This window comes from Moraxella pluranimalium, from assembly GCF_002014825.1.
Classification (GTDB): domain Bacteria; phylum Pseudomonadota; class Gammaproteobacteria; order Pseudomonadales; family Moraxellaceae; genus Moraxella; species Moraxella pluranimalium.
The window spans coordinates 98,294-112,655 of sequence record NZ_MUYU01000009.1; the positions used below are offsets into that span (position 1 = coordinate 98,294).

General features: G+C 46.1%; 11 protein-coding genes. 5 read left to right on the top strand and 6 right to left on the bottom strand.

What is annotated here, in order from left to right:
* Window positions 1-15 precede the first annotated feature (15 nt).
* From B0680_RS04095 to B0680_RS04115, 5 genes are all read right to left on the bottom strand, one after another.
* A complete protein-coding gene (locus tag B0680_RS04095; RefSeq protein WP_078253783.1) occupies window positions 16-1,962 on the bottom strand; it encodes a 2-oxo acid dehydrogenase subunit E2 in 1,947 nt (648 codons plus the stop codon).
* 24 nt (window positions 1,963-1,986) lie between these two features.
* Complete coding sequence (aceE, locus tag B0680_RS04100) at window positions 1,987-4,728, bottom strand: pyruvate dehydrogenase (acetyl-transferring), homodimeric type (RefSeq protein ID WP_078253784.1); 2,742 nt, start codon at window positions 4,726-4,728, stop codon at window positions 1,987-1,989.
* A 451-nt stretch (window positions 4,729-5,179) separates the two neighbouring features.
* On the bottom strand, window positions 5,180-5,653 hold the full coding sequence (gene bfr / locus B0680_RS04105; RefSeq protein ID WP_078253785.1) for a bacterioferritin: 474 nt from the start codon (window positions 5,651-5,653) through the stop codon (window positions 5,180-5,182).
* Between the two features lie 20 nt (window positions 5,654-5,673).
* Complete coding sequence (bfr, locus tag B0680_RS04110; RefSeq protein ID WP_078253786.1) at window positions 5,674-6,168, bottom strand: bacterioferritin; 495 nt, start codon at window positions 6,166-6,168, stop codon at window positions 5,674-5,676.
* 420 nt (window positions 6,169-6,588) lie between these two features.
* The gene (locus B0680_RS04115; protein ID WP_078253787.1) at window positions 6,589-6,783 is read right to left on the bottom strand and encodes a (2Fe-2S)-binding protein; all 195 of its coding nucleotides are present in this window, start codon (window positions 6,781-6,783) and stop codon (window positions 6,589-6,591) included.
* A 373-nt stretch (window positions 6,784-7,156) separates the two neighbouring features.
* Between B0680_RS04115 and B0680_RS04120 the strand changes: the two genes are divergently transcribed.
* From B0680_RS04120 to B0680_RS04135, 4 genes are all read left to right on the top strand, one after another.
* Window positions 7,157-8,317 (top strand): WG repeat-containing protein, encoded by a 1,161-nt coding sequence (locus B0680_RS04120; protein WP_078253788.1) that lies wholly within the window; start codon window positions 7,157-7,159, stop codon window positions 8,315-8,317.
* A gap of 120 nt (window positions 8,318-8,437) precedes the next feature.
* Window positions 8,438-9,850, top strand: coding sequence for an L-serine ammonia-lyase (locus tag B0680_RS04125; RefSeq protein WP_078253789.1), 1,413 nt, complete (start codon window positions 8,438-8,440; stop codon window positions 9,848-9,850).
* Window positions 9,851-10,153: 303 nt separating this feature from the next.
* On the top strand, window positions 10,154-11,410 hold the full coding sequence (locus B0680_RS04130) for an NRAMP family divalent metal transporter (RefSeq protein WP_078253790.1): 1,257 nt from the start codon (window positions 10,154-10,156) through the stop codon (window positions 11,408-11,410).
* A 296-nt stretch (window positions 11,411-11,706) separates the two neighbouring features.
* Window positions 11,707-12,900, top strand: a complete 1,194-nt coding sequence (locus B0680_RS04135; RefSeq protein WP_078253791.1) for an ornithine--oxo-acid transaminase — start codon at window positions 11,707-11,709, stop codon at window positions 12,898-12,900.
* Window positions 12,901-13,002: 102 nt separating this feature from the next.
* Here B0680_RS04135 and B0680_RS04140 read toward each other — a convergent pair whose 3' ends face one another.
* On the bottom strand, window positions 13,003-13,731 hold the full coding sequence (locus B0680_RS04140) for an NAD-dependent epimerase/dehydratase family protein (protein ID WP_078253792.1): 729 nt from the start codon (window positions 13,729-13,731) through the stop codon (window positions 13,003-13,005).
* A gap of 307 nt (window positions 13,732-14,038) precedes the next feature.
* Here B0680_RS04140 and rpsT point away from each other — a divergent pair, with 307 nt between their 5' ends.
* Window positions 14,039-14,305 (top strand): 30S ribosomal protein S20, encoded by a 267-nt coding sequence (gene rpsT, locus B0680_RS04145; RefSeq protein ID WP_078253793.1) that lies wholly within the window; start codon window positions 14,039-14,041, stop codon window positions 14,303-14,305.
* Window positions 14,306-14,362: the final 57 nt, after the last annotated feature.

Genomic DNA, 14,362 nt, shown 5'->3' on the forward strand with positions numbered 1-14,362 from the left:
TTGACACGATATATCTTACATCAAGATACGGCGTGGATCTGCCAATAGCTTGGCGATATAGCGTGTAAACACTGCCGCATCAGCGCCATTGATGGTGCGATGGTCATAAGACAATGACAGTGGTAGCATTAGGCGTGGCTCAAACTCTTTGCCATTCCAGCGTGGTTGGAAGGTTGATTCTGAGATACCCAAAATTGCCACTTGTGGGAAATTGACCAGTGGCGTGAAGTAAGTACCGCCCATATTGCCTTGACTTGAGATGGTAAAGCTTGCGCCTTGTAGCTCTTTGGCAGACAGCTTCTTATCACGAGCTTTCTTGGCAAGTTCGCCAATTTCCACAGCCAGCTGACGGATGCCCTTAGCTTGCGCATCTTTGATGACAGGGACAATCAGACCATCATCCGTTGCGACAGCGATACCCATATTGACCGACTTGCGGATAATCATTTGGGTGTTGTCATCAGAGACATGGCTGTTGAATTTTGGATGCTGAGTCAGTGCGTATGCCACTGCCTTGACGATGAATGCCAAGATAGTTAGGCTGACGCCCTGCGCTTTAAATTCGCCCTTAAGCTCATTACGCAAGTTCTCGGTGTCGGTGATGTCCGCTAGGTCAAACTGGGTGACTTGTGGAATCAGCGTGTTCAGATTCAGCTGCGGGATAGAGACTTTTTGTAGTCGAGATAGCTCAACAGTCTCAATCTCACCCCAGATTTCTTTGTTTGACATATCTGGTAGTGGTGGCAAGCCAACTCGTGCCGCAACAGCTTGTGCACTTGCTGCAGCTGCAGGCTTAGTAGCACCGCTCATCACGCTCTTGACATAGCCGAATAGGTCTTCTTTTAGGATACGACCATGTGCCGCTGTACCTGTCACAAGGCTAATATCCACACCCATCTCACGAGCCAACTTACGCACCGCAGGACCTGCATGAGCATTGCGCGCTTTTTCGTTCACGACAGCTTCAGGCAGTTTTTGGCTTGGTGCTGTGCTTGCTTGTGGTGCAGCTGCTTTTGGCGCACTGGCTTGTGGTGCTTGTGCAGGTGCGGCAGGTGTAGCAGTCGCCACAGGCGCAGAAGCCTGTGCACCACCTTTGATGGTGATGAATGCTTGACCGTTTGATACGGCATCGCCTTGTTTGACAAGGATGGCTTCAATCACACCATCAACCGGTGCAGGCACTTCCACAGATGCTTTGTCTGATTCCACCAAAATCAACGGCTGATCTTTGGTGACGGTATCGCCAACCTTGACCATCACATCAGCGACTTCAGCACTGTCCACGCCTAGATCAGGTAGGTTGTGCGTTTGGCTTGATGCTGCGGCAGCTGGTGCAGGTGCTTGTGCGGTTACTGGTGCTTGTTCTGCTTGTACAGGGGCAGTTTGTGGTGCAGTGTCAGCAGATGCGCCACCTTTGATGGTGATGAATGCTTGACCATTTGATACGGCATCGCCTTGTTTGACAAGGATAGCTTCTACAACACCATCAACCGGCGCAGGTACTTCCACAGATGCTTTATCTGACTCAACCAAAATCAACGGCTGATCTTTGGTCACAGTATCACCTACTTTCACCATTACATCGGCAACTTCGGCACTGTCCACACCTAGATCAGGCAGGTTGTGCGTTTGGCTTGATGCTGGTGCTGATGCAACTGGTGCAACTGCTTGTGCAGGCTGTTCAGTTGGTGCTGGTGCTGATTCGGCAGGCTTTTCTTCTTGTGCTGGTACAGCTGCACCAGTTTCAACAGCGAATAGTACCGAGCCTTCGCTGATACTATCGCCGACATTGACATGAACGGCGGTGATGGTACCTGCAACAGGTGCAGGTACTTCAACAGATGCTTTGTCCGACTCAACCAAGACTAGGTTGTCATTTTCGCTAATAACATCACCGACTTTTACCATCACTTCGGCAACTTCGGCACTTTCTACACCCAAATCGGGGGCTTTGATTTCCATCATATTCTCCTATAGTTCGGGTGATTAGTGATTGTCGTCAACCAGTTCTGGCACTGGGTTTGGCTCACGAGTTGTCTTCGGTGCTGGCGCATCAGGGAAGAAATCGTACTGTGGTTGTGGCTGCCATGCAGGTGCTTGGTCAGCATCAATCTCAAAGCTATTGATAGCATCTTGTACTAGGCGTACATCGATTTCGCCTTCGTCTGCCAATTTCTTCAAAGTCGCAACAACGATGTGTTCAGCATTGACATTAAAGAAGCTACGCAGTTTGGCACGGCTGTCCGAACGACCAAAGCCATCAGTACCTAGCGTCACATATGGACGGCTGTCAGGTAGCCAGCCACGGATTTGCTCTGAGTAGTTGCGCATATAGTCAGTCGCTGCAACCACGATACCTTTGTGTGGCGCCATTTGCTGAGTCACCCAAGGAGTTTTTTGTTCAGCAGTTGGGTGTAGGCGGTTGTAGTCATCGCACGCCATACCATCGCGGGTCAGCTCATTGAAGCTGGTCACGCTCCACACGTTTGCTGTGATGCCAAATTCATCTTTTAGGATGCGAGCGGCTTTTTGGACTTCACGCAGAATCACACCTGAACCAAGTAGCTGAACTTGTGTTGAGCCATTGTCTTCAAGCAGATACATACCACGCTTGATGCCTTCTTCGACACCTGCAGGCATTGCAGGTTGTTCGTAGTTTTCGTTCATCAAGGTGATGTAGTAGTACACACGCTCACCTTCGCCATACATACGGCGCAGACCGTCATGCATCACAACAGCTAGCTCATAGCCATAGCATGGGTCATAAGTCACACAGTTTGGAATTGTACCAAATAGGATGTGGCTATGACCGTCTTGGTGTTGCAGACCTTCACCGTTTAGCGTGGTACGACCTGCGGTTGCACCAAATAGGAAACCTTGCGCTTGGCAGTCACCTGCCGCCCATGCCAAGTCACCGATACGCTGGAAACCAAACATTGAGTAGTAGATGTACATCGGAATCATCGGCAATGCGTTCACCGAGTAGCTGGTCGCCAAAGCAATCCACGCACTCATCGCACCTGCTTCGTTGATGCCTTCTTCAAGCATATGGCCGTCTTTGGCTTCACGATAGCCCATCAAGGCTTCGGCATCTTCGGCAACATAGTTTTGACCGACTGATGAATAAATACCCAACTGACGGAACATGCCTTCTAGACCAAAGGTACGCGCTTCATCCGGTACGATTGGCACGACGTGTTTGTTTAGGCCTTTGTCTTTTAGTAGTGCTGATAGCAAGCGCACATAGACCATCGTCGTAGATTGTTCTTTGCCTTTTGAGCCTTGTAGCACTTGGTCAAAGATTGACAGCTCAGGAATCTGTAGCGGAATATGACCACTACGACGCGCAGGCAAATGACCGCCCAATGATTCGCGGCGACCCATCAAATATTTGTATTCAGCACTATCAGGGCTTGGGCGGTAGAATGGTAATTCTTTAAGCTGCTCATCGGTAAATGGCAAGTCAAAACGGTCACGGAAATATTTCAGACCACTTTCATCCAATTTCTTCAATTGGTGTGCTTTGTTCACCGCTTGGATTTGGCTTGATAGACCATAGCCTTTGACGGTTTTGACCAAAATAACTGTCGGCTGACCTTTGGCTTTCATTGCTTCAGCATACGCTGCATAAACTTTCTTCGGATCGTGGCCACCACGGTTTAGGTGCATCAGCTCTTCATCCGTCCAGTCTTTAACCATCTCTGCAAGCTCTGGATATTTACCAAAGAACTCTTTGCGGACAAAAGCACCATCACGGGCTGCATATAGCTGATATTCACCATCAACCACTTCATCCATACGCTGTCTTAGCGCACCTGATTTGTCTTTGGCAAGTAGCGGATCCCAATGATCGCCCCAAATGACTTTAATCACTTTCCAGCCTGCACCACGGAATACCGACTCAAGCTCTTGGATGATTTTGCCGTTACCACGCACAGGGCCGTCTAGACGCTGTAGGTTACAGTTGATAACCCAAATTAGGTTGTCAAGCTTTTCACGGCCCGCCATTGAGATCGCACCCAAGCTTTCTGGTTCGTCCGTCTCACCGTCGCCCAAGAATGCCCATACTTTACGGTCTTCGTCTTTGATCAGACCACGGTTGGTTAGGTATTTTTGGTTGCGAGCTTGATAAATCGACATCAACGGACCTAGACCCATCGATACGGTTGGGAACTGCCAATAGTCCGGCATCAAATATGGGTGCGGATAGCTTGATAGACCTTTACCATCGACTTCACGGCGGAAATTCTCAAGCTGCTCTTCGCTTAGGCGACCTTCTAGGAACGAACGAGCGTACATACCCGGCGCACCATGACCTTGATAATAAATCATGTCACCGCCGTGCGCTTCGCTTGGTGCACGCCAAAAATGGTTAAAGCCTGTTTCGTACAAAGTCGCTGATGACGCAAAAGTCGCCAAGTGACCACCCAGCTCGTCATCATTTTGGTTGGCACGCATAACCATCGCTAACGCATTGTAGCGAATCAAGGCACGCAATTTGCGCTCCATGTGTAGATCACCAGGATAATTTGGCTCATCTTCAGCAGGAATGGTGTTGATATAAGCGGTATCTAGTCGGTTGAATGGCAAGCCTTCTTGAACTGCCATGTTGTATAGTGCTTTTAGTAGAAATTGTGCACGATCTTTGTCGGCATTTTTAATAACCGATTCAAAAGCATCTAACCACTCTTGGGTTTCGATGTGATCGGTATCGTTATAATAAGTCATCACATTTATCCTGCGTTAACCAAGCAATCGCCAAAACGCTCAGCGATTACAAAACACACATGCCAAGACCGATAGACAATCTTGACACGCACCACATTTAATTACTTATGATACAAAGTATCAACAGCAAATCAAAACTTTTTCGTATTGCTATTATAAGAGTATTGGTAAAAAAAGTTTATTCCCAAAAATAAATACTTATATAGCTTTCATTTATTTGGTGAATAATACCACAAAACACCTGCTAAATCACGGCATTTTCGGTCAAAATCTCTGCATATGCTACTGATTTTGTATCAATTTTGTCAATGATTGCCATTAAAAAAATTTACTACTGTGCACTCAAAGTTGAGCGGTACAGTGCAAACACAGCAAAAAGCCCAAATACCAAGCTGTATTAGGGCTTTTTTTGGCTCGCTTTTACCAATCGCAAAACAGATAAAGTAGTCGATTAGTCGTCGCTTGCTTTTAGCTGAATGAAGTTTTGGATACCCATATCTTCAATCATTTCTTGCTGTGTTGTTATCCAATCTTCATACTCTTCGTTACCATCTTTGAGATTAACGAGAAGTTCACGAGAGACATAATCACGATTAGCTTCACAAACACCGATGGCATCGACTAGAATGTCGTGCTTACGCTGTTCAAGCTTTAGATCGCAAGCTAGGATTTCTTCGACAGTCTCGCCAATCATCAGCTTGCCGTATTCTTGTAGGTTTGGCAAACCTTCAAGCAATAACACACGCTCAATCAGCTCATCAGACCATTTCATTTCTTGGATTGACTGCTTATAAAACGCTTCATTAAGCTCGCCGATGCCCCAGTTTTTGACGATGCGTGCGTGCAAAAAATACTGGTTAATCGCAATCAATGACTGACCAAGCACGGCGTTCAATGCACGGATAACTTCTTTATTACCTTTCATAAATACTCCCTTATCCTATATTAGTGCGCTGCGGTCGCTTGTACCGCTTCGCCTGCCACGCTTTGTAGGTAATTTTGCAGACCCATCAGCTCGATTAGGCGTAGTTGTTGTTCTAGCCAATGCGCGTGGTCTTGTTCAGTATCTTCTAGCTGACGCACCAGCATATCACGAGTGACATAATCACGCTCAGCTTCGCATAGGGCGATACCTTCTTTTAGGTGTTCTTGGACGCTGTATTCTAGCTCAAGGTCGCTTTTTAGCATACTTGGCACATCAGTACCGATATTAAGCGCGCCCACTTGCATATTTGGCGTGCCACCAAGCATCAAAATACGAGTAATCAGCAGCTGTGCGTGCAAGGTTTCATCTTCCATCTCGTGATGGATACGGTCATACAGCTTGCCAAGATGCCATTCAGCATACATTTGCGAATGGATAAAATATTGGTCACGAGCACCAAGCTCGCCTGCCAATAGGAAATTTAGATAATCGATAACTTTTTGTGAAGATTTCATAGTCGTACTCCAAATAAACACGGGGCAACTTGCCAATTTGCTATAGCATTATCTTAACACAGACTTGATAAAAATCTAGCATGACTTTGTAATGCTATAGAACTGCGAACGCTTAGCACTCTGATAATAACTTGCAAATGACATAAAAAATCATCCAGACACTGTCGCATCTAGATGATCGTATGTAAAATATGATAAGTCTTTGATTTTATTATAATTATCTAAAATCTTGCACAAAAGTTAATCAAAAATCACTATCATTTAGTTTTTTAAATTTGAAAATGATTATCGATTGATAAAATTTACAAACTTGGCACTTGGCTATTTTTAAGAATGATTATCACATCTTAGCAATAATCTAGCAATATAATTACAAAGTTTATACACTTTAATCAGCATCATTCTCTGATGCTAGCAGTCTTAGCCTGCCATCACATCAATTGCTACAAAGTTTGCTTGATGCTCATCCACCAAATCCTGCACCATCGGGATACAGCAACCACAGCAAGTACCGACTGACAAAGTCTCTTGCAGTCCATTCATGCCGTCCACGCCAGATGCGAGTGCGGTCTTGATTTGGGTGTCTTTGACATCATGACAAATACAAACATACATCGCTCAAATCCTTGTATCTGCAAGACGGTTGCTTGCTTGTTGAAGTTGAATACATTTCACTCTCAAAAGCGAGTGATTCTTGTTTATGCGGTTATAATAACAATAACCGTTCCCATTTGCAACTGTTTTGATTGATTTATTTAAAGTTTTTGATACAAATTTTTAATCATCAAATGGATTCCGATTAACTTGACTAATTTACTCAGATTTTTAATAACTATTATGCAAAATCTCACTCTGATTTATCTAGCTGACAGACCATGTTGGTACATAAAGATTCTATACCATGAATGTACTTTCACCCATATTTTGGCTATACATTGGCCTATTTTGGCAGTAAAATGTGTTTATTGTTTTAAGCTTTGTGACGATAATGACGACAACTTATTTAACACACGTATCTAGACTTGGACTTTTTGCAATCTTAAGCTATGCCAGCATCGGCGTAGCTGCCGCTGCGTGCAAACCACCAAAAAGCGACTACAAAAATGTCAGCTGTACCGCCCAAAGCGGTGTTTATCTTGCGACCAAAGATGATGGCTCGCCTGTGGCACTACTTGATAACAAAGGCAAAAAGACCGCCGATTTGTTCACTTATCATGCGGTGCTAGCACATCAGTTTGGCGATGGCTTGATGCCTGTTCAATTAGGTGGCAAGGTCGGCTATATCAATAAAAATGGCAAAACCGCCATCAGCGCCCAATACGACCGTATGCCAACAGGCGCGTGGGCTCGTGGTGTCTCTGATGGGCGTATCGTCGTCTATAAAAATGGTGCGTTTGGGGTGATTGACACACGGGGCAAGACGGTGGTTGGCTTTGACCGTAGTATCAGCAATATCACTGATTTTCAAAATGGGGTAGCGACCGTCACCAAAGGCAATCAACGCTATCAAATCGATACCAGTGGCAAGCGTATTGCAAGCACACCAGCGACGCTAGCACCTACACCGCAAGTCGCTACCGAGCCAAGCAGTCCGCCGCCAAGCTATACGCAGACCAAGCCACCGCCTGCATCGGTCACCATCTCGCAGACCAGTAGTAATGTGCTTGGTGCGTCTAGCACGCATATCGTGACACAGCCTACAAGCACAACGCCCGCCATGTCACAAGCCTTTGTCAGCTCATCGGTTGTCAGTACGCCGGTCAATCAAGCTGCGACCGTCTCAGCCGTGCCAATGCGTTCATCCACCACATCACCGCCATTTTTCCCTGCCGAGCAAAACGGCAAATGGGGCTTTATTGATGCCAATGGCGTGGCGATGATTCAATATGTCTTTGATGAAGTACAAAGCTATAGCGAAGGCTTGGCAGCGGTACGCATGGGTAGCCGTTGGGGTTATATCGACGGTCGGGGTGATTTGGTGATTGATTTTCGTTTTGAGCAAAGTGGCGTCGTGCCAAACGGTGCAACACCTACCCTACCAAGTACGCCTTTTAAATTTGAAAATGGCCGAGCATGGATTGGCAATCTTGCCAATGGCACAAAGATGTGTATCGACCGTCAAGGCAATCCCGCTGCTTGTCAAGATTAGCCCTATACAACCAAGCAACAAAACAGCCACCACTACCGTTAGCAATCGTGCGCTATGCTTATGATAAAATTTGTCATATAATGGCATGGACACAATGAACATAAAAAGGAATGCATAACAATGATTAGCGTCTTTGAACTCTTTAAAATCGGCATCGGCCCATCCAGCTCGCACACCGTCGGCCCAATGGTCGCTGCCAATCGCTTTGTGAATGAACTTGGTGATAAAATCCACAGCGTCCAAGAAATCTACATCGAACTGTACGGCTCATTATCATCGACAGGTAAAGGTCATGCCACCGATACGGCGATTTTGCTTGGACTGCTTGGTCATGAGCCACGCACCATCGACACTACCAAGACCGATAAGTATCTTGCGCCCATTTATCAAGAAAACACCCTTAGCCTAAACGGTGTGCACACGGTGAAATTTGACGCCGATAAGCATCTACTGTGGGATGATAACGCCCTGCCTGCACATCCCAATGGTATGCGACTGGTGGCGCATTTTGGTGATGGCAAGCCCTTTGCTCGTACCTTTTATTCTATCGGTGGCGGTTTTATCAAAGATGAATTTGAAATTCACGAACTGCCTGATGAGTCAGCGGTGTCGCCTTATCCTTATGACTTTAATAGTGCAGAAGAGCTTGCCAATCTCTGCCAAAAGCACGATATGCGCATCAGCGACATCATGCTTGCCAACGAAACCGCCATCCGCACTGAAGATGAGCTCAAAGACTATCTCAATGAAGTCTGGATGGTGATGCAAGGCTGTGTCACCCAAGGCTGTAAAGTCGATGGCATCTTGCCCGGTGGTCTCAATGTCAAACGCCGTGCCAAAGCCCTGTATGAACAGCTGTCCAAAGAATACGGCTACTCAGGTAATGGCGGGCTACTTGCGATGGATTGGGTAAACCTATACGCCCTAGCGGTCAATGAAGAAAACGCCGCCGGCGGTAAAGTCGTCACCGCACCAACTAATGGTGCTGCCGGTATCATTCCTGCGGTGCTACACTATTATCGTGGCTTTATCCCGTCGTTTGATTATCAAGGGGTGCGTGATTTTCTACTCGTCGCAGGTGCTGTTGGTGCGCTGATTAAGAAAAATGCGTCCATCTCAGGTGCTGAAGTTGGCTGCCAAGGGGAAGTTGGCTCAGCCTGTGCGATGGCGGCGGCAGGTCTTGCTCATGTGCTTGGCGGGAGTGTCGCTCAGTGCCTAAACGCCGCCGAAATCGGACTTGAGCATAATCTGGGTCTCACCTGCGACCCGATTGCAGGGCTTGTACAAGTCCCCTGTATCGAGCGTAATGCGATGGCATCTGTCAAAGCCATCAACGCCGCACGCCTTGCCCTGCGTGGTGATGGTAGCCATCATGTTTCGCTCGACAAAGCCATCGCCACCATGAAAGCCACCGGCATGGATATGATGGATAAATACAAAGAAACTGCCAAAGGCGGACTTGCCATTCATGCCACCGATGCCATGAACCGCATTGATGTGGTGAATGTCGGTAGTGGCTTTAGTCAGTGCTAATCATAAAATCATCCCAAACCGTTTTGGTCATGCCAAAGCGGTTTTTTATTGCCATCTATCATTGCTGCGACTTTTTCATCAAATTTATCCATTCCAATATTCATCTTATTCATTCAGCATACGCAAAGTTATATCAATCATTCCATTTTTTAATTTATCATTTGTGTGTTTTGTGTTATTTTGTACTTCTCAAATTTTACTTTGGTAATGTAAGCAATAAAGATAATAACCTTCTTTGTCGATTGACCAAGACAACCTTGATAACTTTAGATAACTTTGGAGAGCCATTTTGGCTAAGATAGCATGACTGATAATACCGCAAATATTGGCACGAGCCACAAACTCAATTGGAAAGCCTTTGGGCCGGGGATTTTGATGGCGTCAGCCGCCATCGGTGGTTCGCATTTGGTGGCATCCACCCAAGCAGGTGCGCTCTATGGTTGGCAGTTGGCGATTATGATTATTCTTGCCAATTTGTTCAAATATCCATTTTATCGCTTCGGCACAGAATACGCTTATAGCACGGGCGAGAGCCTTGTGGCAGGTTATGCCAAGCTGTCTCGCTTTTATCTGTGGGCATTTTTTATCATGTGTATCCTATCAGGGATTATCAGTACAGGTGCGGTCGCCCTGCTTGCTGCGGCGATTTTGGGCTATATGCTACCCTTTGAGCTTAACACTTTGGCACTGTCTGCCATTGTAATGCTATCATCATGGCTACTCTTGTTCGCTGGTCACTATAAGCTACTCGATGGCGTAACCAAATGGATTATCGTGGCGTTGACGGTGGCGACTGTGGCGGCGGTATTTGTGGCGATGGGCAAGCCTGCACAAATCGCACCTGACTTTGTCCCTGCCTCACCTTGGAATTTGGCAGCGCTTGGCTTTATCATTGCCTTGATGGGCTGGATGCCTGCACCGCTTGAGTTCTCGGCGATTACTTCAGTTTGGACTGCCAAAAAAATTCGCACCGACCACACCAGCCGCTATCAAGGCATGATTGACTTTAATGTCGGCTATTTGACTTCAGCGATTTTGGCACTGTTTTTCTTGGCACTGGGCGTATTCGTTCAGTACGGCACAGGTCAAGAGATTGCCATGCAAGGTGGCGCTTATGTCGGTCAGCTGATTCAGATGTACACCGAAACCATCGGTGAATGGTCACGCCTATTGGTTGCTTTTATTGCGTTCTTATGTATGTATGGCACGGTCATCACCTGTGCTGACGGCTATGGTCGTACCACCGCTGAGAGCTTATCACTGATCAAAACTGACACCACCGAAGAGACCGAAAAATTCGTCGCCAAATGGACTGCGTTCTTTATCGTATCAGGCTATGTGCTGATTGCCTTTTTCTTGGGTCAAATGGCGGCACTACTCAAGTTTGCGATGATTACAGCATTTGTCACTGCACCGATTTTTGGTTATCTGAACTACAAGCTCATCAAAAAAGAAGGTAACATCAGCACAGGCATGACGCTATTTGCCCTAGCAGGCATCGTGTTCTTGTCAGGATTTACCATTTTGTTCTTGTTGCAATTTGGTGGTATTATCGGCTAATGATGACTTTTTAGCCATCATAAAACCACTTACCCAATCACGTCATGCATCATGGCGTGATTTTTTTAATATTTTCCGATACTATGATTAAAAAATTCGCATAAATTTCACACGGATTTTTGGTTATTTTGGCTTGCAAAGTTCGGTTAAGGTGATAAAATGGCTTTTTGTTGTCATTTTTGGTCGTCGCTATGATTGACCATCCAACAAAAAAAGGATTTTTGCCAACTGTTGGCGCATTGACCAAGTCTCACTTGACTTACTATTATTGTACCAAATTGTAAGGATAATCAATCATGACAATTTCTCAAGATTTAATCAAACAAACCGAAACCTACGGGGCGAACAACTACCTACCCCTACCTATCGTCATCTCAAAGGCTCAAGGCATCTGGGTTGAAGACCCTGAAGGCAACCGCTACATGGATATGCTAAGCGCCTATTCAGCGGTGAACCAAGGTCATTGCCACCCAAAAATCATCCAAGCACTCAAAGACCAAGCCGACCGTGCGACGCTGACCAGCCGTGCGTTTCATAATGATCAGCTTGGCCCATGGTACGAAAAAGTCAGCAAACTTACCGGCAAATCTCGTGTGCTACCAATGAACACTGGTGCTGAAGCCGTCGAAACTGCCATCAAGACCGCAAGGCGATGGGGCTACGATGTCAAGGGCGTGGCGGATAATCAAGCCGAAATCATCGCCTGCGTTGGCAACTTTCATGGTCGCACAATGGGTGCGGTGTCGCTATCGAGCGATGATGACTACAAGCGTGGCTTTGGCCCGATGCTTGGCGGTATCAAGCTTGTGCCTTATGGCGATTTGGACGCACTACAAGCTGCCATCACGCCAAATACTGTGGCGTTCTTGATTGAGCCTATCCAAGGCGAAGCAGGTATCAACATCCCACCACAAGGCTATATGAAAGCTGCCTATGATGTCTGCCGTGCCAATAATGTGCTGTTTATCGCTGACGAAATCCAAGCAGGTCTTGGACGCACGGGCAAGCTGTTCGCCTGTGAGCACGAAGGCTTTGTCCCTGATATGTACATCCTAGGCAAGGCTTTGGGTGGCGGCGTATTCCCAATCTCGTGCGTGGTCGCTGATGATGACATTTTGGGCGTATTCAACCCTGGTTCACACGGCTCAACCTTTGGTGGTAACCCACTAGCCTGCGCTGTCTCTATCGCTGCGCTTGATGTGCTTGTGGATGAAAAATTGTCCGAAAACTCTGCCGAATTGGGCGCATATTTCCTAGCCGAGCTACAAAAAATCCAAAACCCAAAAATCAAAGAAGTGCGTGGCCGTGGGCTATTCATCGGCGTTGAGCTGACCGAAGCAGCTCGCCCATACTGTGAAGCACTCAAAGAACTTGGCTTGTTGTGCAAAGAGACGCACGACACCGTGATTCGCTTTGCACCGCCGCTCATCATCACCAAAGATGAGCTAGACCAAGCCTTAGTCAAGATTCGTCAAGTGCTATCTGCTTAATGCTTAATGCTATTGCCAAACAAAAAAGTCGCACCGTGTTGTGCGACTTTTATTTTTTCCAGATAAATTATTTATAAACTTAATCAAATCAATGACAATTCACTAAGCATTGACAACGGCAAATTTGCGCTTGGATTTTTTTGGCTCGGTCAATTGGCACATTTGCTCATGGCTGATGATTTGCACTTGCTTGGATGATTTTTGGCTGGCTCGTGCGTGCAGACGAAATGCCACAATCGCAATACTAGCCGCTGCACGGCTTGGGCTTAAAGGCTCAGCCTTATTAAAACCGATGGCAGAAATGAGTGTATCTTTGGTGCGATTGAGTAGTTGTCTAACACCTGTAACACTCAATGTCGGATTGATGGGCGTGAGTTTTGATAAGCGAAAAATCAGCAATTCTTGGAAATTGAGCGTCTTTAGGTAATATTCGACATCCGCCTTTGCCATCAGCTCATCATTATACTGCGGATTTTCAGCGCCGGTCATCGACAAAAAGAAAAACCGACCCACGCCCTTACTTTGGCACACTCGGGCAAATTCCATATTGTATAGCACATTGACCTGATAAAATTCATCGCGGCTGGCGGTTTGTTCTTTTGACACGCCAAGACAGCTGAACGCATCAGTATCTTCACCAATCGAGATAGACTCAACCGTCGTGGTCAATGACTGAAAATCAGGCACTTGATAGACCTGCATATTTTCGCTCATCACCTTTGGCTGTGTGCGTGTAATCAAAATCACCGTCTCATACATGGTCGCAAGTTCACGAGCCAATGCCTGACCGACACGCCCCGAACCACCAATGATGATCGCTTTTGTTTTCATCTGTTATGAATCGCCAATATAATACTAACAGTCTATTTTATCACAAATCACACGGCGACACGCCAAAAATCCACAATATATTCATCGGCAAATTGCTACAAAATATAACTTTTACTTCAAATCATCTCAAGCACTCTGATGACAGCATGAAATTAACAAAATTTTGCATTTTTTTATTGTGGTATGTTTAATAATTTGGTAATATAGGCGTTTATATTGTCCAAGCGATTAAACCTCCTCACATTTGATCGCACCCACTTTATTCTTAAACTTTTAACTTTTTATTTTATCTATAAGGATAAACACAATGGCAAACTCTGCACAAGCTCGCAAACGCGCTCGTCAAAACACTAAGCGTCGCCAACACAACGCTTCTCAGCGTTCTATGGTTCGTACCTTCATCAAGCGTGTGAATGCTGCAATCGAAGCTAAATCATACGAGCTAGCGACTGAAGCTTATAACAAAGCTGTGCCAGTAATTGACCGTATGGCGGACAAAGGCATCATCCACAAGAACAAAGCAGCTCGTCATAAGAGCCGTCTAAACGCAGCTGTAAAAGCACTAAAAGGCTAATCACTGCACGCCTTGTGGCAAAAAAGACCCTTGATTGGGTCTTTTTTTATGTGTTTT